Origin of the sequence: Paracoccus sp. N5 (assembly GCF_000371965.1) — a bacterium.
Classification (GTDB): Bacteria; Pseudomonadota; Alphaproteobacteria; order Rhodobacterales; family Rhodobacteraceae; genus Paracoccus.
Genome location: NZ_AQUO01000001.1, coordinates 1,225,646 through 1,251,729, shown reverse-complemented (window position 1 = coordinate 1,251,729; position 26,084 = coordinate 1,225,646). Strand labels below are relative to the sequence as shown.

23 protein-coding genes and 1 pseudogene are annotated in these 26,084 nt (G+C 65.5%); 20 read left to right on the top strand and 4 right to left on the bottom strand.

Features of this window, described 5'->3' with window-relative positions; translation table 11 throughout:
* Positions 1 to 43: 43 nt before the first annotated feature.
* Positions 44 to 754, bottom strand: a complete 711-nt coding sequence (locus PARN5_RS0106270; protein ID WP_026155209.1) for an IS6-like element ISPpa9 family transposase — start codon at positions 752 to 754, stop codon at positions 44 to 46.
* Between the two features lie 50 nt (positions 755 to 804).
* On the opposite strand from PARN5_RS0106270, the pseudogene PARN5_RS0106265 reads away from it, so the two are divergent.
* The 3 genes and pseudogenes from PARN5_RS0106265 to PARN5_RS0106255 form a co-directional block, all read left to right on the top strand.
* Positions 805 to 1,445 (top strand): annotated as a pseudogene (locus PARN5_RS0106265) (IS5-like element ISPko5 family transposase); the annotation flags it as partial.
* 246 nt (positions 1,446 to 1,691) lie between these two features.
* On the top strand, positions 1,692 to 2,732 hold the full coding sequence (locus tag PARN5_RS0106260; protein WP_017998921.1) for a cupin domain-containing protein: 1,041 nt from the start codon (positions 1,692 to 1,694) through the stop codon (positions 2,730 to 2,732).
* Between the two features lie 76 nt (positions 2,733 to 2,808).
* Positions 2,809 to 4,455, top strand: a complete 1,647-nt coding sequence (locus PARN5_RS0106255; protein ID WP_051070977.1) for an FAD-dependent oxidoreductase — start codon at positions 2,809 to 2,811, stop codon at positions 4,453 to 4,455.
* Positions 4,456 to 4,512: 57 nt separating this feature from the next.
* Here PARN5_RS0106255 and PARN5_RS0106250 read toward each other — a convergent pair whose 3' ends face one another.
* On the bottom strand, positions 4,513 to 5,208 hold the full coding sequence (locus PARN5_RS0106250) for a dienelactone hydrolase family protein (protein WP_017998919.1): 696 nt from the start codon (positions 5,206 to 5,208) through the stop codon (positions 4,513 to 4,515).
* A gap of 125 nt (positions 5,209 to 5,333) precedes the next feature.
* Here PARN5_RS0106250 and PARN5_RS0106245 point away from each other — a divergent pair, with 125 nt between their 5' ends.
* From PARN5_RS0106245 to PARN5_RS0106220, 6 genes are all read left to right on the top strand, one after another.
* Positions 5,334 to 6,518 carry a CoA transferase gene (locus tag PARN5_RS0106245; protein ID WP_017998918.1) on the top strand — a complete coding sequence of 395 codons (1,185 nt, stop codon included), beginning with the start codon at positions 5,334 to 5,336 and terminating at the stop codon, positions 6,516 to 6,518.
* A 196-nt stretch (positions 6,519 to 6,714) separates the two neighbouring features.
* Positions 6,715 to 7,893: a cytochrome P450 gene (locus PARN5_RS0106240; RefSeq protein ID WP_017998917.1), complete on the top strand. Its 1,179-nt coding sequence runs from the start codon at positions 6,715 to 6,717 to the stop codon at positions 7,891 to 7,893.
* A 57-nt stretch (positions 7,894 to 7,950) separates the two neighbouring features.
* A complete protein-coding gene (locus PARN5_RS0106235) occupies positions 7,951 to 8,154 on the top strand; it encodes a ferredoxin (RefSeq protein WP_026155207.1) in 204 nt (67 codons plus the stop codon).
* A complete protein-coding gene (locus tag PARN5_RS0106230) occupies positions 8,147 to 9,385 on the top strand; it encodes an FAD-dependent oxidoreductase (protein ID WP_017998915.1) in 1,239 nt (412 codons plus the stop codon). The genes PARN5_RS0106235 and PARN5_RS0106230 overlap by 8 nt, the downstream gene beginning before the upstream one ends.
* A gap of 22 nt (positions 9,386 to 9,407) precedes the next feature.
* Positions 9,408 to 10,898 carry an aldehyde dehydrogenase family protein gene (locus PARN5_RS0106225; RefSeq protein WP_026155206.1) on the top strand — a complete coding sequence of 497 codons (1,491 nt, stop codon included), beginning with the start codon at positions 9,408 to 9,410 and terminating at the stop codon, positions 10,896 to 10,898.
* A 28-nt stretch (positions 10,899 to 10,926) separates the two neighbouring features.
* Positions 10,927 to 12,639 (top strand): GMC family oxidoreductase N-terminal domain-containing protein, encoded by a 1,713-nt coding sequence (locus PARN5_RS0106220; RefSeq protein WP_017998913.1) that lies wholly within the window; start codon positions 10,927 to 10,929, stop codon positions 12,637 to 12,639.
* A 59-nt stretch (positions 12,640 to 12,698) separates the two neighbouring features.
* Here PARN5_RS0106220 and prpB read toward each other — a convergent pair whose 3' ends face one another.
* Positions 12,699 to 13,598 (bottom strand): methylisocitrate lyase, encoded by a 900-nt coding sequence (gene prpB / locus PARN5_RS0106215; protein ID WP_017998912.1) that lies wholly within the window; start codon positions 13,596 to 13,598, stop codon positions 12,699 to 12,701.
* 114 nt (positions 13,599 to 13,712) lie between these two features.
* On the opposite strand from prpB, the gene PARN5_RS0106210 reads away from it, so the two are divergent.
* From PARN5_RS0106210 to PARN5_RS0106170, 9 genes are all read left to right on the top strand, one after another.
* Entirely contained in the window at positions 13,713 to 14,852 is a 1,140-nt protein-coding gene (locus PARN5_RS0106210; protein ID WP_017998911.1) for a CoA transferase, read from the top strand.
* Entirely contained in the window at positions 14,849 to 15,748 is a 900-nt protein-coding gene (locus PARN5_RS0106205) for a fumarylacetoacetate hydrolase family protein (protein WP_017998910.1), read from the top strand. The genes PARN5_RS0106210 and PARN5_RS0106205 overlap by 4 nt, the downstream gene beginning before the upstream one ends.
* 122 nt (positions 15,749 to 15,870) lie before the next feature.
* Positions 15,871 to 17,031 (top strand): ABC transporter substrate-binding protein, encoded by a 1,161-nt coding sequence (locus PARN5_RS0106200; RefSeq protein ID WP_017998909.1) that lies wholly within the window; start codon positions 15,871 to 15,873, stop codon positions 17,029 to 17,031.
* Positions 17,032 to 17,102: 71 nt separating this feature from the next.
* Positions 17,103 to 17,984 carry a branched-chain amino acid ABC transporter permease gene (locus tag PARN5_RS0106195; RefSeq protein ID WP_017998908.1) on the top strand — a complete coding sequence of 294 codons (882 nt, stop codon included), beginning with the start codon at positions 17,103 to 17,105 and terminating at the stop codon, positions 17,982 to 17,984.
* A gap of 14 nt (positions 17,985 to 17,998) precedes the next feature.
* Positions 17,999 to 18,988 (top strand): branched-chain amino acid ABC transporter permease, encoded by a 990-nt coding sequence (locus tag PARN5_RS0106190; protein ID WP_017998907.1) that lies wholly within the window; start codon positions 17,999 to 18,001, stop codon positions 18,986 to 18,988.
* Positions 18,985 to 19,794: an ABC transporter ATP-binding protein gene (locus PARN5_RS0106185; RefSeq protein ID WP_017998906.1), complete on the top strand. Its 810-nt coding sequence runs from the start codon at positions 18,985 to 18,987 to the stop codon at positions 19,792 to 19,794. The genes PARN5_RS0106190 and PARN5_RS0106185 overlap by 4 nt, the downstream gene beginning before the upstream one ends.
* Complete coding sequence (locus PARN5_RS0106180) at positions 19,781 to 20,509, top strand: ABC transporter ATP-binding protein (RefSeq protein ID WP_017998905.1); 729 nt, start codon at positions 19,781 to 19,783, stop codon at positions 20,507 to 20,509. The genes PARN5_RS0106185 and PARN5_RS0106180 overlap by 14 nt, the downstream gene beginning before the upstream one ends.
* Entirely contained in the window at positions 20,436 to 21,935 is a 1,500-nt protein-coding gene (locus tag PARN5_RS0106175) for an FAD-dependent oxidoreductase (protein ID WP_081614933.1), read from the top strand. Before PARN5_RS0106180 ends, PARN5_RS0106175 begins: the two co-directional genes overlap by 74 nt.
* A 20-nt stretch (positions 21,936 to 21,955) precedes the next feature.
* A complete protein-coding gene (locus tag PARN5_RS0106170) occupies positions 21,956 to 23,047 on the top strand; it encodes a zinc-binding dehydrogenase (RefSeq protein WP_198289570.1) in 1,092 nt (363 codons plus the stop codon).
* On the opposite strand, the gene PARN5_RS21705 is transcribed toward PARN5_RS0106170, so the two are convergent.
* Positions 23,034 to 24,242, bottom strand: coding sequence for a Bcr/CflA family efflux MFS transporter (locus tag PARN5_RS21705; protein WP_017998902.1), 1,209 nt, complete (start codon positions 24,240 to 24,242; stop codon positions 23,034 to 23,036). The two genes, PARN5_RS0106170 and PARN5_RS21705, sit on opposite strands and share 14 nt — an antisense overlap.
* Before the next feature lie 131 nt (positions 24,243 to 24,373).
* Here PARN5_RS21705 and PARN5_RS0106160 point away from each other — a divergent pair, with 131 nt between their 5' ends.
* Positions 24,374 to 25,258 (top strand): enoyl-CoA hydratase/isomerase family protein, encoded by an 885-nt coding sequence (locus PARN5_RS0106160; RefSeq protein WP_017998901.1) that lies wholly within the window; start codon positions 24,374 to 24,376, stop codon positions 25,256 to 25,258.
* Positions 25,259 to 25,273: 15 nt separating this feature from the next.
* Positions 25,274 to 26,068, top strand: a complete 795-nt coding sequence (locus PARN5_RS0106155; RefSeq protein ID WP_017998900.1) for an SDR family oxidoreductase — start codon at positions 25,274 to 25,276, stop codon at positions 26,066 to 26,068.
* The last annotated feature ends 16 nt before the right edge of the window (positions 26,069 to 26,084 follow it).

The following is a 26,084-nucleotide window of genomic DNA, read 5'->3' as shown; positions in this document are numbered from 1 at the left end:
AGTTGGGTGATTGTGGGCGCAAAGGGGGGCGAAGCGTGAGCGCTTATGCGTTCATCTCGAGCGCATAGTCGTTCCACAGGCTGAAGGCGTCAGCCCGTGCGTGGCGGTATGAAGATGCGGTGAGACGATAGCGGCGGGGACGGAAGAGGGTGTTGATCTGGTCATGGGCGGCGAGGAATCTCTGCGCCTGTCGTTGGGACTTGAAGCGTCCCATGATCTTCTCTCGCCGTCGCGTTGGTCTGTGTGAGCCCTCGACCAGGTTGTTCAGCCCCTTGTGTGCCCTGTGGTCGGCGTCGGGAGCCAGGTTCCGGATTGGCTTGAAGTAGCTGCGCAGCTTGTCGGTGATCATCACACGCGGCTGGCCGAATTGCGCGATGAGCCTTGCCAGAAAGCGCCTCGCGGCTCTGGCGTTCCGGCGGGTTTGCACGAGGATGTCGAGCGTGTGGCCATTGGCGTCAACCGCCCGCCAGAGCCAGTGTTTCCTGCCGCGTATCGGGATGACGACCTCGTCCAGATGCCACTTGTCCGACGGCCCCGGCCTATCGCGCCGGATGCAGGTGGCAAACTGCGCGCCAAAGCGGTTAACCCAAAGCCTGATGCTCTCGCGGCTGACGATCACGCCGCGCTCTGCCAGAAGGTCCTCGACGTCAGCCCCGCTCAGGGCGAAGCGGTGATATGCCCAGACGGCGTAGGCAATGATCTCACGGGGAAAGCGAAACCCCTTCAGGCGCGGCATGGATGATGGCGTTTTCATCCGAGATCCTGTAGCAGGCGCTTCACGACACAACAAATTGGCAATGCCCCGGTGCGCCCTGGCGGGACCTGCCAGAGGAGTTTGGCAAGTGGTCATCTGTCTACCGGCAGTTCCGGCGCTGGACGCTCGCCGGGCTGTGGGAGGACATCCTGGATGCCTTGAACCACGCGAAGCTCGCGCCCGACAAGCTCCAGATGATCGACAGCACTGTGATCAGGGCCCACCACCATGCGGCCGGCGCAAAAGGGGGACTCCGAAAGAGGCTCTTGGCCGTTCAAGAGGTGGGTTCTCGACCAAGATCCATCTCCGCGTCAACGGCGCTGGCCTCCCGATAAGGACCGAGATCACGCCCGGGCAGGATTCAGACTACACGGGCTATGATCTGGTGATGGCCGACAACCTTCCGCAGCCCGCCGTGTTGGTCGCCGACAGGGGCTATGACTCTGATAAAATTAGAGAAGACATCGAGAGCCGTAACGCGCTGCCCATGATCCCCATGCGAAAGAACCGCAAGGTGCGCAAGGTCGTCGACATGACCATCTACACCTTGCGCAACATGGTCGAGCGTTGTTTCAACAAGCTCAAGAACAGTCGCCGCCTGGCAACACGCTACGACAAAACCGCAGACAGTTTCCTCGGCTTCATCGACATCGCCTGCATCAGGCTCTGGCTTCGCCATTTGTCAACATGACCTAGATATTCCGTCGTACATTTCTCGTCAATGGTTGAACCTTTGAAAAACTCTTTGTTTTGCGACATGTTCTCCGTCGTGTCTTGTGCAGAAGTTGAGGCGCGTTATAATTTAATGGTTGATCCATTGACAAATACTTCTTGCCGACGCATGATGGCTTCGATGGCATGGGTTATCCTGGGCCGGATCGGGCTGACGGCCCATCCGGAAGGCCATCAACCCGTCTGAGATTGAAGGGAGGACTGGATGGCTGAAGTGCAGATGGTTGATGCCGATGAACGGCAGGCCCTGATTGCCGAACTTGAAAAGTATAATTTCCGGGTCAGCTCGCCTGACCGGCCGCTGTTCACCAAGGAGCCGAATTCCTCCATGGTGCCGGTCTTGTGGAAGGCGAAGGATATTGCCGAGCAGCTGGAACAGATCGGCGCGCGGTTGAAGCTTCAGGCGGGCGGTGTGCGCCGGACCCTGCAACTCAGCAATCCGGGTCTGTCCTATGGGACGACGCCGACCTTCTGGGTGTCGATCCAGTATATCCTGCCCGGTGAAATTGCCACGGCGCATCGCCACATGGCCTCGGCGCTACGCTTCATCATGCAGGGCGAGGGGGCCGATACCACCGTCGACGGCGAGATGTACCAGATCAACGAGGGCGACCTTGTGCTGACCCCGAACTGGACTTGGCACGATCATGAGCACAAGGGCAGCGAGCCCATGGTCTGGATCGATGTCCTGGACATCTCGCTGGTGCGGTCCTGCCATGCTGTGTTCTTCGAGGATTTCGAATCCGCGCGGCAGACGCCGAATGTGATCCCTGACGAATCCTACCGCCGCTATGGCAGCGGTCTGATGCGCCCGCTTCGCCGGCCCGAGCCGAAGAAATACAGCCCGCTGCTCGCCTATACCCGCGCCATGTCGGAAGAGGCGCTGCGGCAGGCCGCGGGCCTCGACCCGGATCCCTTTGACGACGTGATCCTGGAATACCAGAACCCGCTGACCGGCGAGCCGGCCCTGCCGACCATCGGCACGCGGCTGCAGATGCTGCGCCCGGGTACCCATACGCGCGCGCATCGCCACACTGGCAGCGCCGTCTATTACGTCGTCCGCGGCGATGGGGCGACGATCATCGACGGCCAGCGCTTCGACTGGGCCAAAGGCGATTTCCTGGCTTTGCCGCCCTGGGCCGTGCACGAGCATCTCAATACCGGAGAAAGTGAAGCAGTGCTGTTCCAGGTGAACGATATCCCCGCCCTCGAAAAGCTCGGCTTCTATCGCGAGCAGCCGGCCTGACGCGGAACCTCGTCGCGGGCCTTGCCCGCAGTCACCAGGCGCGCGCTGCGCCTGCCACCATTCAGGGAAGATAAGTATGGATACTCCTGTTTTGATCGTCGGCGCTGGCCCGATCGGCTTGGCGCTGGCCGGAGACCTGGGCTTTCGCGGCACCGCCTGCACGCTGGTCGAGCGGAGCGACGGCCAGATCCTGCAGCCGAAAATGGACATGATCGGCATCCGCACCATGGAGTTCTGCCGCCGCTGGGGCATCGTGCCCTGGGTCGAAAGCGCCGGCTACAACCGCGCTTATCCGCAGGACTGCGCCTGGGTGACGTCGCTGACCGGATATGAATTCGGACGCGAGGTCTTCCCGGCCCCGCAAGACGAGGCGTGCCCGCCGCAAAGCCCGCAGAAGCGCGAACGTTGCCCGCAGAATTTCTTCGACCCGGTGCTGCGCCGTTTTGCAAGCCAGTATCCGCATGTCTCGCTGCGCTACCGGACCGAACTGGTCAGCTTCGTTGAGGATGAGGACGGCGTTCTCAGCACGCTGCGCGACCTGGAAAGCGGCGAGACCTTCGAGATCCGCTCGCAATATCTGGTCGGCACCGATGGCGGCGCCAGCAGCGTCCGTCAGGCGCTGGGCATCGCCATGGCGGGCGAGCCGACGCTGACCTATACCACCAACGTGGTGTTCCGCGCCGAGAACCTCGAAGGGCTTCACGATCTGCGCCCGGCCTATCGCTATATCTTCATCGGGCCGGAAGGGACCTGGGCCACGCTTGTTGCCATCAACGGCCGCGACCAGTGGCGCTTCTCGCTGGTGGGCGACGACAGGATGCAGACCCATTCCGAGGAGGTCATGCGGGCTGCCATCATCCGCGCGGTCGGCAAGGAATTCGATTTCGAGATCCTTTCCTTGCTGCCTTGGGTCCGCCGCCAGCTGGTCGCGGACAGCTATGGCACCAAGCGGGTTTTCCTGGCCGGGGACGCGGCGCATCTGACCTCGCCCACCGGCGGCTTCGGGATGAACACCGGCATCCAGGACGCGGTGAACCTGTCGTGGAAGCTTGCCGCCACGATCGAGGGCTGGGGCGGGCCGAACCTGCTGGGCTCATACGAGACCGAGATGCGGCCGGTGGCGATCCGCAACGTCTCCGAGGCGACCGGCAACCTGAAGCGCATGCTGTCGCCGCGGGTGGTTTCCCCGGGGCCCGAGATGTTCGCCGATACGCCCGAAGCGGAGCAGAAGCGCCGCGAGTTCGGCGAGGCCTATACCGAACTGATGAAGCGGGAATGGTTCTCTATCGGCATCCATCTTGGTTATGTGTTCGAGGGCTCGCCCATCGTCATTCCCGACGGCACGCCCCGTCCCGAGGATACCGTGCAGACCTATACTCCGACCGCGCGGCCCGGCTCGCGGGCGCCACATGTCTGGCTTGAGCCCGGCAAGTCGATTCTCGACCTGTTCGGCAAGGAGTTCGTCCTGTTGCGCTTTGGCGGGGATGCGCCCTCGGGCGACGGGCTTGCCGCCGAAGCGGCCTCGCGCGGGGTGCCGTTCCGGGTCGTCACCATCGACAATGCCGAAGCCGCGGCGCTTTACGAGCGCCGGCTCGTCCTGGTGCGGCCGGATGGCCAGGTGGTCTGGCGCGACGACGCCGCCCCGGCGCGGCCGGGCGAGATCATCGACGCCGTGCGCGGCATTGCCGACGGCCAGGCGCTGGGCATCTGCAGCGCGGCCTGAGCGCGGTATCGGACCGGCCTCTTTCGGGCGCGGCAGGGAAACCCGCCGCGCCTGTTTCTATCTGTCCGACCCGGCCGGCGGCTTCCTGTCCAGGTGACGGTCGAAAAAGGCCAGGCTGCGCTGCCATGCCAGCGTGGCGGCCGGCTCGACATGGCTGGCCCGCTCGGTGCAGCCGAAGCCATGCCCGGCGTCATAGATGAAGACCTCGACATCCGGCCGGGCGTCCCGCACCTTCAGGGCGTCCTCCAGCGGGATGGCGTGATCCTTGTCGCCATAGTGCAACTGCACGGGGCAGTTCAGCCGGGCGTCCAGGTCGGCGGCGATCCCGGTGCCGTACCAGCCGACCGCGGCATCGAAAGCCGTGCTGCGCGAGGCGGCCTGCCAGCACAGCGTGCCGCCCATGCAGAAGCCGATGATTCCCTTGCGTCCAGGCAGCAGCGCCGCCGCCGCCAGAATGTCGTCGAGCGCCAGGGCCTCGTCGAGCTGGCGCCGGATCGCCATGCCCTCCTGCGCCTCCTCGCGGCTGTAGCCGCGCTCATAGCCGCGGCTGACCCGGTCGAAAAGGGCAGGGGCCACGACGCGATAGCCCAGATCGGCCAGCTTGTGGCACACCGAGCGGATGTAGTGATTCACGCCGAAAATTTCCTGCACCACAACCAGCGAGCGGGTGGCTGCGGGCGGACCGGCGCACCAGGCCGAAAGGACATGGCCATCGCTTGCGGCGACGTCGATAAAGCCGGGGGTTTTGTTCATAGGGCACCTTTCCGAAAGTCCTGTCTATTTCTGCTTGACTTCTATCCAGCAGTTAAGGATAAAAGTCAAAGGTTGAGCCAATGTGCCATTCGGTCGATACCGGAGGCGGGAAAGAAGGAGGCGTCATGACCGGTGCTTTGGATGGAATCCGCGTGCTGGACTTCACGCAGATGATGAACGGTCCGATGGGGACCATGCTTCTTGCGGATTTCGGGGCGGACGTGATCAAGGTCGAGCCGCCGCAGGGCGACACGTTCCGCAAGACCGGCGAGACGTTCCTGGGCGACGATGCTGCCTATTTCCTGACGATGAACCGCAACAAGCGCAGCGTCGTCCTTGATCTGAATACCGACGAAGGCAAGCGCGCGGCCCGCGAGCTGGCGAAGCATGTCGACATCGTCGCGGTGAACTTCCGTCCGGGCATCGCCGAGAAGCTGGGGATCACCTATGAGGAACTCAGCGCCGAGAACCCCGGGCTGATCTATTGCCAGACCACCGCCTTCGGCAGCGAAGGCGACGACAGCACCCGTCCGGGCATGGATCCGGTGATCCAGGCGTTGTCTGGCCTGATGCAATTGACCGGCGACGAAAAGACCGGCCCGCTGAAGACCGGCATGCCCTATTGCGACCTGATCACGCCGCTGCTTTCGACCATCGGCGTCATGGCCGCCCTGAACGCCCGGCAGAAGACCGGCAAGGGCCAGCGCATTGACCTGTCGATGATGGACGCCACCATCTACAGCATGATCCCGCGCGATTCCTATTACTTCGCGACGGGCGATACGCCGGCCCGCATGGGCAATGCGCATTGGCAGATCGTGCCCTATAATACCTATGAGACCTCTGATAAACGTCACGTCATGATCATCGCCCATACCGACAAGTTCTGGCGGGCGTTGGCGGGGGCGGTGGGGGCTGACGATCTGCTGGCGGATGAGCGCCTTGCGACCAAGGAGGGGCGTCTGGCCCATCGCGAGATCGTTGATGCCGGGCTGGCGCGAGCCTTTGCCAAAAAGCCGATGGCGCATTGGAACAAGGTGCTTCTGGAAGCCGGAACCATGTTTGCGCCGGTGGCGACCTTCGACGAGGTTTTCGCGGATCCGCGCATTCAGCGCGACCTTGTGGTCGAACTGGACCATCCGCGGGCAGGCCGCTTCAAGCTGCTGGCCAATCCGCTGAAACTTTCGGAAACGCCGCTGAAAAAGGTCTCGCGCCCGCCGGTCCTGGGGGAGCATACCGAAGAGGTTCTGGCCGAATTCGGCATCGTGCTGAACAGGGAAGACGAGGCAGGCAGGATTGAGGAGGCCTGACCGGGACCGGTAAGGACGTGGTGGCCCGGCTACGGAGCCGGCTTCGCGAGGTGATACGACAAGCTGCATCGATCGATGCAGCGACCCGCATAAGGGGCCTGGGTGGACAGGATCCAAGGAGGAGAAAGCAATGTACCCGTCGTCCATTGACACGTCAGAGCGCTCCGTCGGTGAAGACGGGCTGCCGAACTTTCCGATGCAGCGTTGTCCCTTCGCGCCGCCAGCGGAATATGCCGAGATCCGCAAGAAGCCGGGGCTGAGCAAGGTCCGCATGCCGGACGGCGCCTGGGCCTGGATCGTCACCCGGCATGACGAGGTCAAGCAGGTGCTTGGCGACAACCGCTTCTCCACGGTGCCCTCGACGCCCAACTATCCGATGATCGCGCCGGCGCGCGCGTCGCTGCTGCGCAACGAGCATCCCGCGACGCTGATCCGCATGGATCCGCCCGAACATACAAAGCATCGCCGGATGTTCTCGCGCGAGTTCATGGTGAAGACCATCGAGGCGATGAAGCCTTATCTGAACGATCTCGTCGACCGGCTTTTCGACGAGATGGAAGCCAAGGGCGGCAGCTGCGATTTTGCCGAGGTTTTCGCCCTGGCGCTGCCGACTACGGTGATCTCGAACATGCTGGGCGTGCCCTACGAGGATCAGGAATATTTCCACGAACGGGCCTTGCAGAAGCTCGACCTGAAGGCCGATCCGGAAGTCCCGCTCCGGGCGGGGCGCGAAATGCGCGAGTATCTCGACGGGCTTATCACCCGCAAGCTCGAGGCGACCGAGCCGCAGGACGATCTTATCACCCGGATGCTGCACAACTACATGCTGCCCGGCCACATCACCCGCGAGGAGGCGCTGGCGACCGCCGAGCTTTTGCTGATGGGCGGGCACGAGACCACGGCAAACATGATCGCGCTAGGCTGCCTTTCGCTGCTGCTGCACCCCGATCAAAAGGACGCGCTGGTGGCCGACCCGTCGCTGGTGGTGGGCGCGGTAGAGGAGATGCTGCGCTTCCACACCATCGTGCATTACAACGGTCCGCGGGTGGCGCTGGAGGATGTCGAGGTCGGCGGAACCCTGATCCGCAAGGGTGACGGGGTTTTGGCGCTGATCAGCGCCGCGAACCGCGACCCGGCCGCCTTCGATGATCCCGACCGTTTCGACATTCGCCGGAAGGCGATGCATCATGTGGCCTTCAGCTTCGGCTCGCATCAATGCCTGGGCCAGGCCCTGGCCCGGGCCGAGCTGCAGATCGTGTTCAGCAAGCTGTTCCAGCGCTTCCCGAACCTGAAGCTCGCGGTCCCGGTCGAGGAGTTGGAATTCCGCTATGACGCTTTCGTTTACGGTATCGAAAAGCTGCCGGTCACTTGGTGACGAAGGGAAACGCCCATGGCGCTTCGGCGCCCGCGGCTGCCAATGAGGAGGATGGCGATGAAAATTACAGTCGATATGGACAAGTGCATCGGCGCGGGGCTTTGCGTGGTCGCGGCTCCCAAGGTCTTTGCGCAGAACGACGATGACGGGCTGGTGATCGTGCTGGACGAGAACCCGCCCGCGGATCAGCACGAGGCGGTGCGCGAGGCGGCCCGCTTGTGCCCGGCTCTGGTCATCCATCTGCAGGACGACGATGACTGACGCCGAGATCGTGATCGTTGGTGCAGGGCAGGCTGGCTATCAGCTTGCCGTCGCCCTGCGGGATGCCGGCCACCAGGGCAAGCTGGTCCTGATCGGCGACGAGGCCGAATTGCCCTACCAGCGCCCGCCGCTCTCCAAGGCGTTTCTCAGCGGCACCATCGGCGCCGAAGCGCTTACCTTCCAGCAGCACGCGCATTTCGAGAGCAAGGGCATCGACCTGCGGATCGGCACCCGGGCCGAGCGGCTGGACCGGGCGGGCCGTAGGCTGATCCTCGCCGATGGAAGCGACATCGGCTATGACAGGCTGGTGCTGGCGACCGGCGCGGCGAACCGCGCCCTGCCGGGCACCGAAGGAATCGGTGGTGTGCACAGTATCCGCACCATCGCCGATGCCCGCGCCATCCGCGAGCGGCTTGAGCGCAGCAGGAATGCCGTCGTCATCGGCGGCGGCTTTCTTGGCCTGGAATTCGCTGCCGTGGCGCGCGAATGGGGCCTGGCTGTCAGCATCGTCGAGGCCGGTCCGCGCCTGATGGGACGGGCCATATCGCAGCCGATGGCCGAGGCCTTCCGGGCGCATCACGTCGCGCTGGGAAGCCAGCTTTTCCTGCAGGCCAAGGTCCGTCGGCTGGTTGCCGAAGCCGGCGAGATCAGCGCCGTCGAGCTCGAGGACGGCATCCTTCTGCCTGCCGATCTGGTCGTGGTCGGCATCGGGGTCGAGCCGCATGTCGCGCTGGCGCGGGATGCCGGGATCGATTGCGACAATGGCATTGTCGTTGATGATCGCCTTGCCACCAGCGATCCTGCCATCTTCGCGCTGGGCGATTGCGCGGTGTTCCCTTCGCGTTTCGCCCTGCAGCCGTCGCGGCTGGAGTCGATCCAGAACGCCATGGACCAGGCCCGGCATCTCGCGGCCGTGCTGACCGGCAAGCCCGCCGCCTATGACGCGGTGCCATGGTTCTGGAGCGACCAGGGCGGCGCCAAGCTGCAGATCGCCGGCCTTGCGCAGGGAACCGACCGCGAGGTGCTGCGGGGCGATGTCTCGGGAATGAAATTCTCGGTCTTCTGCTATCGCGGCGACCGGCTGGTCGCGGTGGAATCCGCCAACCGGCCTGCCGATCACATGGCCGCGCGTCGCCTGTTGACGGCCGGGCTGTCGCCCACCCCCGAGCAGGCGGCCGATCCCGGCTTTGACCTGAAATCCCTGTTCGCCGCGGCGCAGCCCGCCGCGTGAACCGCAACCAGGACGTGGACAGATGACATTGCACCCCGGGCTTTCCGCCGACGCCGCCAGCTTCATTTCCGGCAGGCATCTGCTGCTGATCGACGGGCAATGGGTCACCCCGAGCGAGGGGCGGCGCTTCGAAGTGTTCGATCCGGCGACGGGGGCCGTGGTCGCTGCCGCATCCGAGGCTGGGGCCGAGGATGTCGATCTGGCGGTGGCGGCGGCGCGCCGGGCGCTGGACGGGCCCTGGTCGCGCTTTTCGGGGCCCGAGCGGGCGCGGCTGCTGATGCGCCTTGCCGACCTGATCGAGGCCAACGGCGAATTGCTGGCCCAGGTCGAGGTGGTCGACAACGGCAAGCCCCTGGCCCTGGCCCTGGCCGGCATTGCTGGCGTTGCCGAAATGGTGCGCTATTTCGCCGGCTGGACGACCAAGCTGAACGGCGAGACCGTCAAGGTTTCGCTGCCAGGCGAATGGCACGCCTTCACCAGCCATGTGCCGATCGGCGTGGTCGCGCAGATCATCCCGTGGAACTTTCCGCTGTCGATGGCGATCTGGAAACTGGCGCCGGCCCTGGCGGTCGGTTGCACGGTGGTGCTGAAACCGGCCGAGCAGACGCCGCTCAGCGCGATCAAGCTGGGCGAGCTGATCCTGGAGGCGGGGTTTCCGCCCGGCGTGGTGAACATCCTGACCGGCTTTGGTTCGGGGGCCGGCGCCGCGCTGGCGCGGCATCCCGGCGTGGACAAGGTCGCCTTTACCGGCTCGACCGGCACCGGCAAGAAGATTGTCGAGGCCGCCCTGGGCAACCTCAAGAAGGTCACGCTGGAACTTGGCGGGAAATCCCCGGTCTTCATTTTCCCCGATGCCGATATCGACGCGGCGATCCAGGGCGCGGCAAATGCCATCTTTCTGAACAGCGGGCAGGTCTGCTCGGCCGGATCGCGGCTTTACGTCCATGAGCGGGTTTTCGACCAGGTCGTCGAAGGCGTGGCGGCAATCGGTGACAGCATGACGCTGGGGCACGGGCTGGACGCCGGAACGCAGCTGGGGCCGCTGATATCTGCGGTGCAGCGCGACCGGGTGTCCGACTACATCGACAGCGGGCTGGCCGAGGGCGCCCGGATCGCGGGCGCGGGTGCTAGGCCGCAAAGCGAGGGCTATTTCGTCGCGCCGACGGTGCTGGTCGATACCCGTCCCGACATGCGCGTCGTGCGGGAAGAGATCTTCGGCCCGGTGCTGGTGGCGCAGAAATTCGGCGGTGACGAGGATCTTGCCGCCTTGGCCCACACCGCGAACGATACAGAATACGGGTTGTTCGCTGGCATCTGGACCTCGGACATCGGCAGGGCACTGCGCTTTGCGCGGCGGATCCGGGCCGGGTCCGTCTCGGTGAACGCGCATATGGTCAATGAGCCGGCGCTGCCCTTCGGCGGCTTCCGGCAATCCGGATGGGGCCGTGAGCGCGGGCGCGAGGTGCTGGAGCTTTATACCGAATTGCAGAGCGTGGCCGTCAGGCTGGCCTGAAAGGGATGGCCAAAGGGCCGGGAGCAAGATGTCGGACTATGAATTCATCATCGTGGGCGGCGGCTCGGCGGGCTGCGTCCTGGCCAACCGCCTGTCGGCGCGGGCCGCGAACCGGGTGCTGCTGTGCGAGGCCGGGCCGGATACGCCCGTGGGTGAGGAGCCGCCGGCGATCCTCGACAGCTATCCGGGCACGGCCTATCTGAACCCGGGGTTTCTCTGGCCCGATCTGATGGTCACGACCGAAGGCGTCGCCTCGTCGAACAGCGCTGCGCCGCCGCGGGCGCGCAAATACGAACAGGCGCGGATCATGGGCGGCGGCTCCTCGGTCAACGGCCAGTTCTTCAATCGCGGCGGTCCCTCGGATTACGACGAATGGGCGGCGCGCGGGGCGACCGGCTGGGACTGGGACTCGGTTCTGCCCTGGTTTCGCAAGGTCGAGACCGATCTCGATTTCGACGGACCGCTGCATGGAAAGGACGGGCCGGTCCCGGTCCGGCGGATCTTCCCCGATGCCTGGCCCGGCCATGCCAAGGCGCTGGCCGAAGCGATTGCCGAGCAGGGCTATCGCTACCTGCCCGATCAGAACGGGCCGTTCGAGGACGGCTATTTCCCTATCGCCATCTCGAACCGGGACGAGCGGCGGGTATCCTCGGCCATGGCCTATCTGGACGATGCGACCCGACGGCGCGCCAATCTTCACATCCGTCCGGAGGTGACGGTGAGCCGGCTGGTGTTCGATGCCGGGCGCTGCACCGGCATCTGCCTGGTCGGGCCGGACGGGCAGGAGGAGCAGCATCGCGCCGGAACCGTGATCCTCAGCGCCGGGGCCCTGCAATCGCCGGCGATCCTGATGCGGTCGGGGATTGGACCCGCCGCGCATCTGGCCGAGAACGGGATCGAGCTGCGGCAGAATCTGCCCGGCGTGGGGCAGAACCTGATGGAACATCCGTCCATCGCGCTGGCCGCTTTCTTGCGCCGCGCCTCGCGGCTGAACGGCGGGCCGAGCCGGCGGCATATCTATGTCGGCTGGCGCTATTCCTCGCAGATCGGCGGTGCGCCGGCCGGCGACATGTTCGTGGCCGGGGTGACCAAGACTTCTTGGCACGCGGTGGGCGACCGCATCGGCACCATGCTGATGTATGTCAACAAGCCCTATTCCGACCGGGGCGCGGTGCGGCTGCGCGGCGCGGACTGGCGGATGAACCCGGCCGTCGATTTCAACCTGTTGTCGGACAGCCGCGATCTGGACCGGCTGACCGATGGGTTTCGTCGCATGGCTGCCGTCCAGCTGAGTGCAGCGATGCAGGCCGCCACCGCCAACCCCTTCCCGGCCAGCTATTCCGAGAAGGTCCGCCAGATCGGCATGCTGAGCCGCAGGAACAAGCTGCTGACCGATGCGCTTGCGACCCTGCTGGACGGGCCCGCACCGCTGCGCGACGTTCTGATGCGCCGGGTGGTCGCGGGCGGTCCTGGCCTGCACGAGCTGCTGGCCGATCCGCAGGCGCTGGAGACCTTCGTGCGCGGCGCCTGCGTCGGGGTCTGGCACCCATCCTGCACCTGCCGGATGGGGGCGGCGGACGATCCGCTGGCGGTGCTGGACCCGCAGGGCCGGGTGCGCGGCATCGACGGGCTGCGCGTCTGCGACGCCTCGATCTTTCCGGTGATCCCCTCGGGCAACATCAACTTTCCGACCATGATGGCGGCCGAGAAGATCGCCGATTCCATCCTGTCGGGCGCATAGGCCCGACCGCCCCGGCATTCAAAGGCAAGGCCCCTCGCTCTGCGGGGCCTGCTGTCGTTTCAGGGCAGCACCGTGGCGATGATCGAGGCGTCCAGGGCCTCGAACTCGTGATAGCCGATGGTGTCGTAAAGCTCGGCCCGGGTCTGCATCTGCTCCAGCATCGCCTTGGTGGCGCCGGTGTCGCGAATCGTCGCGTAAAGCTGTTCCTGCGCACGGGCGGCGACGCGCAGCGAGCTGACCGGCCAGATCACCATGCTGTAGCCCAGTTCCTGGAACTCCTGCGCCGTCAGAAAGGGCGTACGGCCGAACTCGGTCATGTTGGCCAGAAGCGGCGCGTCCACATGCCGGGCGAATTCGCGGAACATCTCGGGCGTGGTCAGCGCCTCGGGGAAGATCGCATCCGCGCCCGCCTCGAGATAGAGCTTCGCGCGCGCCACAGCGCCCTCCATGCCCTCGCTGGCGGCAGCATCGGTGCGGGCGACGATGTAGAGATGCCGGCGCGCCTTGGCCGCCGCGGCGATCTTGGTCGCCATGTCCTGTGGCGCGGCCAGCTTCTTGTCGTTCAGATGCCCGCATTTCTTGGGCAGCAACTGGTCTTCCAGATGCACGGCCGCTGCGCCCGCATCCTCGAAGGCGCGGACCATGTGCATGACGTTCAGCGCCTCGCCATAGCCGGTGTCGCCGTCGACCAGAACCGGCAGCCCCGATGCGCGCGCGGTCTGCCTGATGAAGAAGCAGACATCCTCGACCGAGATGATGCCAAGATCCGGCAGGCCCATGGACGCGCTCATCGCCGCCCCGGACAGATAGGCGGCCTGGAAGCCCGCGCGCTTGACCTGGATCGCGGCCAGGCCGTTATGCGCGCCCGGCAATTGCAGGATGTCCTGCGATTCGACGAGCGCGCGAAAGCGTTCGCCGGCAGGTGTCGTCTCGAGGCTTCCGGCAAGCAGATATGTCATGGTGTTCCCCTTTCTGGCCAGGAACGGCCGAAGCTAATCATGCGAATGAGACTTTACAGCATGAATGGGATAAAGTATCAATGGTTCATCCAATGAAGTAAATCGGAATCGAAGATGACGATCGAAAGCCCTACCGTCGCCGACCGCCCCCTGAGCGGGATCACAGTGATCGAAACATCGAGTTTTCTGACCGGCCCGTTCGCGTCGATGATGCTGTCGGACCTGGGGGCGGACGTCATCAAGGTCGAGCCGCCCGGGGGCGACGGCTTTCGCCGGTTCGGCCATAATCGCGACGGGTTTGGCGCCTCGTGGACCAATGCCAACCGCGGCAAGCGCAGCATCGTCATCGACCTGAAGACCGCCGAGGGCGTGGCGCGGCTGAAGCATCTGCTGACGACCGCCGATGTGCTGATCGAGAACTGGCGCCCGCGCGTTTCCGAATCGCTGGGCCTGGGCGAGGATGTGGTGCGGGAGCTTAATCCGCGGCTGATCCGGCTGTCGATCAACGGCTTCGGCAAAAGCGGCGCGCTTGCCAATGCCCCGGCCTTCGACTCGCTGATCCAGGGCCGCACCGGCATCGTCGCCTCCGAGGGGCGCAACGGCACGCCGGCCGTGACTCCCTTCAACATGGTCGACAAGGTGACCGGCACCTTCGGGGCCCAGGCGGTTCTGGCCGCGCTTTACGAGCGCGAGCGCACCGGCAAGGGCGCGGTGATCCAGCTGCCGATGCTGGACGTGATGGGCTATTTCAACTTTCCCGACATGTTCCAGCACCGCACCTTCCAGAACGACCGCAGTGACTGGAAGCCGCCGGCGTCGCAGGTTCTTGCAACCTCGGATGGCTATGTCGTGATCTCGCCCGCGAACGGGCAGCAGATGTCCAAGACCCTCAACGCCATCGAGCGCCCGGAGTGGAAGGAGGACTTCAAGCGCATGCCCGATCCCGTCGCGATGGCGAACGAATTCTTCCGCCGCGTGGGCGAGGTGGTCGTGCAGAAGGACACGAAGCACTGGCTGCGCGTCTTCGCCGAGCAGGACGTGCCGGCCGCGCCGGTCTTCAGCTTGGACGAGTTCCTTCAGGATGGGCAGGTGGCCCATAACCGGATCTTCAGCGAAGTCGACTCGCATGTCGGCCCGATCCGCACGGCGCGGCATCCCGCGATCTTCGACGACCGACTGATGACGGCGCGCTTTGGCCCCCCGGCCATCGGTGAGCACGATGCCGAGATCGCCCCGGCCGGAGGTGAAGCATGAAGCTCGTCAGCTTTGACGGCGGCCGCATCGGAGTTGTGCTGGAAGACGGAATCGTCGATATCACCGCGCTATCCGGCGTCACAGCCGGAAGCTGGCCGCCGGTGGGCATGGTCCGGCTGATCGCGGATTTCGACGGCTTGCGCGATGCCATTGCCCAGGCTGTGTCCGACGGGCGGCGGCTCGATCCAGCCCAGCTGCGGCTCGAGGCGCCGGTGCAATGGCCCAACAAGCTGATCGCCTATCCGGCGAATTACCAGGCCCATATCGAGGAGCAGATCACCTCGAAGGTCGGGCTGATCTCGACCTTCAAGGCCAGCGGCCAGGGCTTCTTCCTGAAGGCCAATTCCAGCCTCAGCGGGCCGTCCGATCCCATCGTCCTGCCCGCTTTGCCGGATCGCGACATCCATCACGAATGCGAACTGGCCGTCGTCATCGGCAAGGGCGGGAGGGGTATTCCCCGCGAGCGGGCGATGGAGCATGTCTTCGGCTATTCCTGCCTGCTCGACATGGTGGTGCGCGGCCGCGAAGAGCGGGTGATGCGCAAGTCCTTCGACAGCTTCTGCCCGCTGGGACCGCATATCGTCACCGCCGATGAGATCGCCGATCCCGCCGCAATCAGCCTTGAGCTGCGCGTGAACGGCGAACTGCGCCAGCAGGCCAGCACCCGCGATCTGATCGTCGACATCCCGGAGATGATCGCCATGGCCTCTTCGGTCATGACGCTGTGCCCGGGCGACATCATCGCCAGCGGCACGCCCGCGGGCGTGGGGCCGGTGGTCGGCGGCGACGTGGTGACCATCTCGATCAGCGGGGTAGGAGAGATGAGCCTGCCCGTGGTTCAGGGCGCCGCCGGCGCCCATTCGGTCTGGGACAAGCAGGAGGCCTTGTCGGCCTAGCGAAACCGTCGGAGCCCGGCGGCATGAACACGGGCCCGGCACAACGGAACATGTCATCGAGGGAGGAGCGAATGACAAGAACAGGAAAAGGGCTGCTGAGGACCGGCGGCCTAGCGTTGGCAATGACCGCGCTCATGGCGGGCACGGCGCTGTCCAAGGATGCGATCCGCATCTGCTCGATCGATGATCGCAGCGGCGCGGCTGCCGATACCGGCAATGAAAGCTATCGCGGCCTGAAGATGGCGGTGGAGGCCGCGAATGCCGCGGGCGGCATCAACGGCCACATGATCGAGATGATCGAATATGATGGCAAGACCGACCCCCAGCTTTCCGCAAGCTTCGCTGCGCGCTGCGCCGAGGACGACAATGCGCTGCTGATCATCGGCGGCAATCCCGCCGGTCCCGCGGCGGCGGTCATGCCCATTGCCGATGAATACGACATTCCGTTCTTCATGTTGTCGGCGGGCACCGACAACCTGACTGACAATCCGGCGCCCTGGCTTTTCCGCTTCGGCCCGCGCAACGCCCAGGACGCGATCGCCTATGCGCAGCTGCTGGATCGGCAGGGCTTCAAGAAGGTCGCGCTGATCTACAACACGCTGCCCTTCGGTCTGGACAGTGCCTCCGTCGCGCGCAAGTATCTGGCCGAGCACGGCATCTCGGTCGTGGCCGAGGAAGGCTATGACATCGCGGCTACCGATCTTTCGCCGCAGGTGCTGAACCTGAAGGCTTCGGATGCCGAGGCGGTGCTGGTCTTTCCCTATCCCGCCGACGGGGCGCGGGTGCTGAAGACGCTGGATCAGCTGCAGGTGGGCAAGCCCGTGGTCGTCAGCCGCAGCGCGCTGCTGAAGACCCTGCGCGAGATTGCCGGCCCGGCCAGCGACGGCATCCTGATCCCCAACACCGTGGACACCGGGCGGGCGGATGTGCAGGCGTTCTTCCAGGCCTATGAACAGGCCTATGGCGAGGAGACCCAGCCGACCCTCTATCCGGTGATCGGCTACGACGCCGGCATGATCGCCCTTCAGGTCATGGCGCGGCCCGAGGTCATGGCCGCCATCGAGGGCGGGGACATCCAGGCGGCACGCACCGCTTTGCGCGACGGCGTGCTGGCCCAAGGCACGTTCAAGGGGCTGCAAGGCAAGGAAACCGCCAGCTACAGCTTCGCCGACGACAAGCGGCACGGCTCGCCCGACCAGGATTGGTTTACCTTCACCACGGTTGCCAATGGCGGGGCGGACCTGGTTCCCCCGGATCTGAGTCAGTTCGTTCCCGCGCACTGAACAGGCTTACCGGCCTCCGCGACCTCGGTCGCGGAGGCCGCCCGAAACCAACCAAGAAGGGAGGCCGTTACATGGACAAGTTCAGTGTCCTGCTTTTCTCGGGTCTTACGAATGGCAGCGTCTACGGCCTCGTCGGACTTTCGCTTTCGCTGATCTATGGCGCCAACCGCGTGATCAATTTCGCTCAGGGCGAATTCGTCATGATCGGCACCATGTCCGCGATCCTGTTCATGGCAACCTACAATTTGCCGCTTCCGGTGGCGCTGGTCCTGACGCTGGGGGTTGTGCTGGCCATGGCGCTTGCGCTTGAATTCGCGGTCTATCTGCCGCTGCGCAGGCGCGGTGCCCCACCCCTGACCATCATGATCGGCACTATGGCCTTTGCCATCACCACCATGGGATTGGCGCTTCTGATCTGGGGCCCCAACCAGCTTTCCGTGCCCAACATCCTGCCGATGGAGCCCATGACCGTGGGTCCGCTGATCACCAACTGGCAGCAGCTTGCGATCATCGGCGCCTTCGTGGCCTTTCTGGGGCTGACCTGGTTCATCCTCTATCGCACCTCGTTCGGCCTGGCGATCCGCGCTACCGGCGTCGATCCCAAGGTGGCGCTGCTGATGGGCATTCGTTCGGACCGGATCGTGCGTTTCGCCTTCCTGTTCAGCGCCACCGTCAGCGGCCTTGCCGGCGTGCTGATCGGGCCGCTGCTGGGCGGGCAGATTTCCATCGGTGTGGCCCTGACGGTCAAGGGCTTCATGGCGGCTATCCTGGGGGGTCTTGGCAGTCCCTTCGCTGCCGCCGCCGGCGGCCTGGCCATCGGTGTCGCCGAAGCGATGATCGCCGGCTATGGCAACAGCCTCTATGCCGAGCCGATCATCTTCCTCATCATTCTCATGGTCCTGTTCGTGCGGCCCTATGGCCTGCTCGGGGATTTCGAAGCCGCCCGGAGGTAAGCGAGATGCGGAGTATGTTCCGGAACGGAAACCTTGCCATCGTGCTGATCGTCGTCGCCGCGCTGATCCTGCCGGCGCTGCTGTCCAGCGGCTATCAGCTTCGCATGGTCTCGATCATCTGGGTCTTTGCGCTGCTGGCCATGGGGTTCAATCTTCTCTATGGCATCACCGGTCAGATCTCGATGGCACAACAGGCTTTTTTTGCCATCGGCGCCTATGGCTTCGCCATGCTTCAGGCCAGACTGGGCTGGTCGCCCTTCGCCGCCCTCCCGGTGGCGGTGCTGATCGTGGCCGGCGTGGCGGCGGTGATCGGCCTGCCGCTGCTGCGGCTGCGCACCCATTACCTCGCCATGGCGACGCTGGCCTTTTCGCTGATGATGGTGGGGCTGACGAACAGGTGGGTCGAGTTCACCGGCGGATCGGCCGGCATCCAGATCCCGACCATCAGGATGGGCGACTGGAGCATGAGCCGCGCCGGGCTTTACTATACGCTGGTCATCGTCGCGGCCGTCGGCCTTGTCATCCACAACTTCATCATCTCGGGCCATCTGGGCCGGGCGATGCAGGCGGTGCGCGACGACGAGACGGGGGCCGAGTCGCTGGGCGTGAACGTCACCGCGGTCAAGCTGCGGGTCTTCGTCCTGGCTGCGGTCTATGCTGCGGTCGGGGGCATCGGCTTCGGCCTTGTCAGCCGCCAGGTCAACCCCAGCTTCGGCGAGTTCCCGATCATCGTCTCGCTGCTGACCATCGCGGTCGTCGGCGGCCTCGGCACCCGGTTCGGGCCGGTCATGGGCGCCATCGTCGTGGTGCTTGCGCCCCAGGCGCTCGCCCGGTTCGGCGAGCTCGAGACGCTGATCTATGGCCTGTGCCTGGGCGTGTTCCTGATCTTCCTGCCGAACGGGCTTTCCGGCGTCATGGAGCGCTGGGGCACAAGGCTGTTCCGGTCGCGTCCGCCGGCCCGCCGGCCCGTCGCAAAGAACGTTGTCGAGGGAGGTGCAAGATGAACGCGATGACCCCGAACATCGGCCAGGATGCGCCGCTGCTCGAACTGCGCAACGGCACCAAGCGCTTCGGCGGGCTGGTCGCGGTGAACGATGTCTCGTTCTCGGTGCGCAGCGGCGAGGTGGTCGGCCTGATCGGGCCGAACGGCGCCGGCAAGTCGACGCTGTTCAACCTGGTCACCGGCGTGGCGCAACTGTCGGCGGGCGAGATCCTGTTCGAGGGGCGGTCGATCACCGCCCTGCCGCTGCACAAGCGGCCCTCGATCGGCATGTCGCGCACCTTCCAGATCGTCCGCCTGTTCCCGGGCATGACCGTTCTGCAGAACGTGCTGATGGGCTTTCACCCGCAGCTTCCCGATGGGTTGCTGCGCACGCTTCTGGGCCTGCGGCACAGCTTGCGAGAGGAGCGCCGTGTCACCGAGAAAGCCATGGAACTGCTGCAATTCGTCGGGCTCGAGGATCTGGCCGACGAGAAGATCGGCGAATTGCCCTATGGCAAGCAGCGCCTGGTCGAGATCGCCCGCGCCATGGCCATCGAGCCGCGCATCCTGCTGCTGGACGAACCGGCGGCCGGTCTGAACGGCACCGAGACGGCCAATCTTGGCGCCATGCTGCGCGCCCTGAACGAAAGGGGCGTCACTGTCCTGATCGTCGAGCACGACATCGACTTCATGATGGGGCTTTGCGACCGGATCGTGGTGCTGGACCACGGCGTCAAGATCGCCGAGGGCGTGCCCTCGGAAGTGCAATCCGATGAAAAGGTCATCGAGGCCTATCTGGGGCGGAGGGGTAGCCGTGCTGAAGCTTGACAACATCCGGGCCGGATACAAGGGCACCGAGGCGCTGCACGGCGTTTCCATGTGGGTGGATGCGGGCACCATCGTCTCGGTCGTCGGCTCGAACGGCGCCGGCAAATCGACGACGGTGAACACGATCTCGCGGCTGGTGACCACCTATGGCGGCCGCATCACCTTCGAGGGGCGCGACATCACCGGGCTGGGCCCGGCCGAGGTCGTGGACATGGGCATCATCCAGGTGCCCGAGGGCCGCCAGCTTTTCGGCCCCCTGACCGTGGCCGAGAACCTGCGGCTGGGCTTTCACCGCCAGCGGCGGGTCAAGAACCGCGAAGCCGCGTTCCGCGACAAGCTGGATTACATCTACGATCTGTTCCCGCGCCTGAAGGAACGCGCCGGACAGCGCGCGATCACCCTCAGCGGCGGCGAGCAGCAGATGGTCGCCATCGGCCGGGCCCTGATGGCCGAGCCGCGGCTGCTGCTGCTCGACGAGCCGTCGCTGGGTCTTGCGCCGCTGATCGTCGAAAAGATCTTCGACGTGCTGTCCGGGTTGCGCGCGCAGGGGCTGACCATGCTGCTGGTCGAACAGCATGCCGACGAGGCGCTTGCGCTGGCCGATTACGGCTTCGTGCTTTCGGTCGGCAAGGTGACAGTTCATGGTCCCGGCGTCGAGCTGCGCAGCAATGCGGCCGTCACCAGTTCCTATCTTGGCCATGCAGGCGCGGCGTGAAGGGCAGATACAGATGGAAATGAATGCGGATGTGGTCGTCATGGGCGCCGGCCTGGCCGGGCTGGTCGCTGCCCGGCGCGCGGCCGAGCTGGGTGCCAGGGTGGTGCTGCTCGAGGCGGGCGAGGGGCGCTACCCTGCCAACTCGCGTTATACCGGCGGCGTGTTCCATGTCGCGTTCGAGGACGTGACTGCGGGGCCGGCCGTGCTGCGCGACGCGATAAGCCGGGCTGGCGGGGATTGCCCCGATCCGGGCCTTGCCGATGCCTATGCCGCGAATGCCGGCAGGGCGGTCGCATGGCTGGCCGCGAATGGTGCCGATTTCGGGCAGGGCGGCGATTTTCCCTGGATGAGCCGGATGCTGGTGCCCTTCAGCCTGCGCGAGCCGGGCTTTCCCAATCACTGGCCCGACAAGGGGGCCGAGCGCCTGCTGGAACGGCTGGGACGGGATTTCACCGCGGCCGGGGGGGCGTTCCTGCGCGGCTGGCGCGGGCGCAGCCTTCTGACCATGGACGGGCGCTGCTCGGGGCTCGAGGCCGTGCGAGCCGATGGGGACATGTTGCGGATTGTCGCCAAATCCGTGGTGATCGCCGACGGTGGCTTTCAGGGCGATCCCGAACTGGTGCGCGAGCATATCTCGCCGCGCCCGGAAAGCCTGTGCCGGCGCGGGGCCGGAACCGGGCGCGGGGACGGGCTGAAGATGGCGGCGGCGGTCGGCGCGAAGCTCGTGGGTCTCGACCGCTTCTATGGCCATGTCCAGGCGGCCGAGGCGATCCGCGACGACCGGCTCTGGCCCTATCCGATCCTGGACATCCTAGGGTCCTCGGCCATCGTGGTCGGCCCCGACGGGCGGCGCTTCACCGACGAGGGCAAGGGCGGCGTGCCGCTGGCCAATGCCATCGCGGCCTTGCCCGATCCGCTGTCGTCCTTTGTCGTCTTCGACCGCGCCATCTGGGAAGGGCCGGGTCGGGCTTTCCTGCTGCCTCCCAATCCCACCTTCGAAGAGCGCGGCGTCGCCATATTGCGCGCCGATACGCTGGAGCAGCTGGCCGATGCCGCCGGCCTGCCCGCCGAAAATCTGGCGCGGACGGTGGCGGACTACAATGCGGCGGTCGCCACCGGCAGCACCGCGCAGCTTCATCCGCCAAGAAGCTCGCGCACCGATACGCTTGCCGGTGCGGCTTGGCCGATCAAGGGGCCGGAATTCATGGCGATCCGCCTGTGCGCCGGGATCACCTATACGATGGGCGGCATCGCCATCGATCCCTCGGCGCGGGTCGTCTCGCGCGACGGCGGTGTCATTCCGGGGCTGTTCGCGGCGGGCTCGGCCACGGGCGGCCTCGATGGCGGGCCGGATTCGGTCTATCTGGGCGGGCTGGCGCGCGCGGCGACCTTCGGCCTGCTGGCCGGCGAGGCCGCGGCTTCCTGAATATCGTTGGAGAGATTTCCATGGCAATGAAAGTGCGCGCCGCGGTGGCGCATCGGCAAAAGGCGCCGCTGACGATCGAGACGCTGGATCTGGACGGGCCGCGCGCGGGCGAGGTTCTGGTGGAACTCAAGGCCTCGGGACTGTGCCATTCCGATCTCAGCCTATTCGATGGGTCGCGCGACTGGACCGACTATCCGCTGCTGCCGGGCCATGAAGGGGCAGGCGTGGTTCTGGAATGCGGGGCCGGCGTCACCTCGGTTAAACCGGGCGATCACGTGATCCCGGTGGCAATTCCGGAATGCGGCGCATGTCCGGCCTGCCGCAGCACGGTCACCAATCTGTGCGACCATTATTTCCAGCCCTGGCCGCGCCGGCCCTTCAGCCTGGACGGCCGGCCGGTGCGCGCCTTTTGCGAGCTTGGCACGTTTGCCAGCCACATCGTGGTGCGTGAGACCCAGGTTTGTCGCATCCGCAAGGACGTGCCGCTGGAAACGGTGTGCTGCCTGGCCTGCGCCGGCGCCACCGGCATCGGCGCCGCTGCCTATACGGCCCGCGTCGCGCCCGGCGCGACCGTGGTGGTGTTCGGCCTGGGCGGGATCGGCACCAATGTCGTCGACGGGGCACGGATCTGCGGCGCCGCGCGGATCATCGGCGTCGATACCAACCCGGCGCGCGAGGCCTCGTCGCGGCTGGCGGGCGTCACCGATTTCATCAATCCGCGACAGGTGGACGACGTGGTCGGCCATATCCGCGAGATCACCGGCGGCGGCGCGGATTACAGCTTCGAATGCGTGGGCTCGGCCGAACTGTGGCGTCAGGCGGTGGAATGCACGCGGATCGGCTGGGGCACGGCCGTGATGGTCGGCGTGCCGCCCAGCGTCGAGACGGTCGCCTTCCGGCCGCGGTCGATCCTCGAGGGCCGGCGGATCATGGGATCCTATCTGGGCAACGTGAAGACCCGCACCGAACTGCCGCAGCTTGTGGAGTGGTTCGCCGAGGGCAAGCTGTCGCTGGACCAACTGGTCACGCATCGCATCAGCCTCGACCAGATCAATTCCGGCTTCGATCTGCTGAAACAGGGCAGCGCCCTGCGCAGCGTCATCGTCTACTGAACCACCGCAGCGGGATGGGGCAGAACGCAGCGGCCGCGACGGCGCTGGCCGCCAGCAGCACCAGCGCCATTGCCAGTTCAAGCGGCACGGGCAGCATTCCGGTGGCCGCGATGATCGCGGCTCCGGTGCCCATCTGGGTGCAGCCGTAAAGGCCCGAGGCAGCGCCGATCGCCGCAGTCTCGGCGCTGATCGCACCGCTCATGGCGAAGGGGCTGCAAAGCCCGATGGCAAAGGAGATGGCCATGATCGGCAGGTGCAGGCTCAGAAGGCTCAACCGGTCCGCCAGGATGAGTCCAAGCAGGAACAGGCTTGCTGCCAGCATCGTCAGGCTGGCCGCCCTGACCACGGCTGGCACCGGCAAGCGACCGGCAAGCCGGCTGGCCAGCAGGCTGCCTAGGGTAAGGCTGCCGACCACGACCAGGAAGGCCATTCCCACCTGATCTGGTGTCAGGCCGAAACGGGTCTTCAGAATGAAGGGCGCTGCGCCGACGAAGGCATAGAAGCTTGTCGTGGCAAAGGCTCCGCCAATGCAGAAGCGCATGAAGACCGAATTCCGGCGCAGCGCCAGGATGCGCTGGAAATAGGCCCGGATATTGATGTTGCCGCGGCCTGCATGGGTCTCGGGCAAGGTGGCTAGGGTGACGGCCAGCAGCAGCGCATTCATACCCGCAAGCGGGACGAAGACGGCGCGCCAGCCGAAATGCAGGGCGATTTGCCCGCCGATGATCGGGGCGAAGGCCGGGCCGATGCTGATGGCGGCGCCGAGAATCGCCAGCTGGGCGGTCGCGCGTTCCGGTCCTGCCGTGTCGCGGGTGATGGCGCGGCCGAGGACCAGGCCCGCACAGCCGCCGATCGCCTGGAATACCCGCGCGATCAATACCGACCCCAGGTCGGGTGCAACGACCAGCGCCGCGCTGGAAAGAACGTAAAGCAGAAGCCCCGCCAGCAGCACGGGGCGACGGCCGAAACGATCCGAGAGAAGCCCCAGCATCAATTGTCCCAGCGACAGCCCGACCAGATAGGCGGTGATCGACAGCTGCATTGCGCCCGCCGAGACGCCCAGATCCTGCGCTGCATCCGGCAGCGCCGGAACGAAGATATGGATCGGGAAGGTTCCCGCGATGGTGATCCCGACCAAGAACGCAAGGGATGGCGCGCGCGAGAGATGCTGAGGCGGGGAACGCAAGAAATCCATGGCTGATCCATAAGCAAGGTTGTTTTGCAGCCCGCTTCTTTTTCAACATTCATCGCAGCGGATGATGTGAGGCTTGACACATCCTTGCATTTGGGTCAACGGTTGAACCAATGAAAAATTGGAGGACCCCTATGTCAGAGGATCTGAGCGATCGCGTGCTTTATGAAGCCCGCGACGGCCGCGCCTACATCACCCTGAACCGGCCGGAAAAGCGCAACGCCGTCACCTATGAGATGTTCGACCGTTTCATGGAGCATATCCGCACCGCCGAGGACGACGACGACGTGCGCGTCATCGTCATCCGCGGCGAAGGGCCGGATTTCTGCACCGGCCACGACCTGGCGCAGGTCGGCTCGGAATACGGCTTTTCGGCCGACAAGGATGCGCGGCGTCCCAGCCAGCGCCGGCGCATCCACTTCGACAAGCGCCATGTCGAGCAGTTCCGCGAGCTGTTCTATTGCGTCAAGCCGACGATCTCGCTGGTCCAGGGCAATTGCGTGGGTGCGGGCACCTATATCGTCGAGGCCTCTGACCTGGTCATCGCCGCGACCAATGCCAAGATCGGCCACCCCGAGCAGAAGATGATGCTGGCCGGCGCGGCCTACATGACCACCTTCAACATCCTTGCCATGGGTCCGCGCAAGGCGCGCGAGATGCTGCTGCTGGGCACCACCGTGAACGGCACCGAGGCCGTCGAGCAGGGGCTGGCCAACAGGGCGGTGCCGCCCGAGGAACTGGCCGCCGCCGGCGAGGAATGGGCCGAGCGGATCGTGCGCCTGCCGCGCGATGCCATCGCCATCGGCAAGGCCGCGACCCATATGGCGATGGATTCGCTGGGGATGACCTCGCAATTCATCTATGGCTATGTCGGCCACGCCCTGGGCACCAACATCCGTTACGAGCCGGATGAGCAGAACTTCATGAAGCTGCGCCGCGACAAGGGCGTCACCAGGGCCTCGAAGGAACGCGAGGGCCGCTTTGAAAGCAGCGGTTCCGACGCCGGTTCCAAGCCTTGAGCGGGGGGCAGCATCATGCAAACTGACCTGGAAGGCCGCAGCGCCGTCGTGCTGGGCGGCACCAAGGGAATCGGCCGCGCCGCGGTCATCAAGCTGGCGCAATCTGGCGCCAGCGTGGTGATCCAGGGCCGTGATGCCCGCGCGGCGCAGGAACTCATTGCCGAGTTGAAGGACTATCGCGGCATGCGGCTGTTCGTGGAAAGCGATCTGCTGAGCTACGAGGGCATCGACACGGCCGTGCGCACCGCGAAAGAGGCTTTCGAGCGCGTCGATATCATCGTCGCCAGCGGCGGCCCGAAAGAGCCGCGTCCGAAGCTGTTCGTCGACACCAGCCCCGAGGAGGGCATCGCCACCATCGAAAGCCGGCTGATGCCGCGGCTGCACGCGCTGCATGCGGCGGTTCGCTACATGGGCGACCAGGGCTATGGCAAGGTCATCCTGCTGACCACCGACGCCGCGCGCATCCCGACGCCGGCCGAATCGATGATCGGCGCGGCGGGGGCGGTGGTCATGTCGCTGACCCGGTCCCTGGCGCAGGAACTGGCCGGCCTCGGCATCCGCGTCAACGCCATCGCCACCACGCTGACGACCGGGACGCCGGGGCATGACACCTTCCTCAAGGCGCAGGCCTCGGGTTCGCAGGAGGTCATCGTGCGCGCCTTCAACAAAGTCGCAGAGCGGGTGAAGTTCCGCATGAACTCGGCCGAGGATCTGGCGGAATACATCCTGTTCCTCGCTTCGCCCGAAAGCGATCAGATTTCCGGCTCCACCATCAGCATCAACGGCGGCCTGTCGTTCCCCAGCTATTAGGCCGCAAGGATCCGTC

Bases quoted from the DNA above. Each gene is read 5' to 3' on its own strand.
- PARN5_RS0106270 (WP_026155209.1), bottom strand. From the start codon at position 754: ATGAAAACGCCATCATCCATGCCGCGCCTGAAGGGGTTTCGCTTTCCC.
- PARN5_RS0106260 (WP_017998921.1), top strand. From the start codon at position 1,692: ATGGCTGAAGTGCAGATGGTTGATGCCGATGAACGGCAGGCCCTGATT.
- PARN5_RS0106255 (WP_051070977.1), top strand. From the start codon at position 2,809: ATGGATACTCCTGTTTTGATCGTCGGCGCTGGCCCGATCGGCTTGGCG.
- PARN5_RS0106250 (WP_017998919.1), bottom strand. From the start codon at position 5,208: ATGAACAAAACCCCCGGCTTTATCGACGTCGCCGCAAGCGATGGCCAT.
- PARN5_RS0106245 (WP_017998918.1), top strand. From the start codon at position 5,334: ATGACCGGTGCTTTGGATGGAATCCGCGTGCTGGACTTCACGCAGATG.
- PARN5_RS0106240 (WP_017998917.1), top strand. From the start codon at position 6,715: ATGCAGCGTTGTCCCTTCGCGCCGCCAGCGGAATATGCCGAGATCCGC.
- PARN5_RS0106235 (WP_026155207.1), top strand. From the start codon at position 7,951: ATGAAAATTACAGTCGATATGGACAAGTGCATCGGCGCGGGGCTTTGC.
- PARN5_RS0106230 (WP_017998915.1), top strand. From the start codon at position 8,147: ATGACTGACGCCGAGATCGTGATCGTTGGTGCAGGGCAGGCTGGCTAT.
- PARN5_RS0106225 (WP_026155206.1), top strand. From the start codon at position 9,408: ATGACATTGCACCCCGGGCTTTCCGCCGACGCCGCCAGCTTCATTTCC.
- PARN5_RS0106220 (WP_017998913.1), top strand. From the start codon at position 10,927: ATGTCGGACTATGAATTCATCATCGTGGGCGGCGGCTCGGCGGGCTGC.
- prpB (WP_017998912.1), bottom strand. From the start codon at position 13,598: ATGACATATCTGCTTGCCGGAAGCCTCGAGACGACACCTGCCGGCGAA.
- PARN5_RS0106210 (WP_017998911.1), top strand. From the start codon at position 13,713: ATGACGATCGAAAGCCCTACCGTCGCCGACCGCCCCCTGAGCGGGATC.
- PARN5_RS0106205 (WP_017998910.1), top strand. From the start codon at position 14,849: ATGAAGCTCGTCAGCTTTGACGGCGGCCGCATCGGAGTTGTGCTGGAA.
- PARN5_RS0106200 (WP_017998909.1), top strand. From the start codon at position 15,871: ATGACCGCGCTCATGGCGGGCACGGCGCTGTCCAAGGATGCGATCCGC.
- PARN5_RS0106195 (WP_017998908.1), top strand. From the start codon at position 17,103: ATGGACAAGTTCAGTGTCCTGCTTTTCTCGGGTCTTACGAATGGCAGC.
- PARN5_RS0106190 (WP_017998907.1), top strand. From the start codon at position 17,999: ATGTTCCGGAACGGAAACCTTGCCATCGTGCTGATCGTCGTCGCCGCG.
- PARN5_RS0106185 (WP_017998906.1), top strand. From the start codon at position 18,985: ATGAACGCGATGACCCCGAACATCGGCCAGGATGCGCCGCTGCTCGAA.
- PARN5_RS0106175 (WP_081614933.1), top strand. From the start codon at position 20,436: ATGGTCCCGGCGTCGAGCTGCGCAGCAATGCGGCCGTCACCAGTTCCT.
- PARN5_RS0106170 (WP_198289570.1), top strand. From the start codon at position 21,956: ATGGCAATGAAAGTGCGCGCCGCGGTGGCGCATCGGCAAAAGGCGCCG.
- PARN5_RS21705 (WP_017998902.1), bottom strand. From the start codon at position 24,242: ATGGATTTCTTGCGTTCCCCGCCTCAGCATCTCTCGCGCGCGCCATCC.
- PARN5_RS0106160 (WP_017998901.1), top strand. From the start codon at position 24,374: ATGTCAGAGGATCTGAGCGATCGCGTGCTTTATGAAGCCCGCGACGGC.
- PARN5_RS0106155 (WP_017998900.1), top strand. From the start codon at position 25,274: ATGCAAACTGACCTGGAAGGCCGCAGCGCCGTCGTGCTGGGCGGCACC.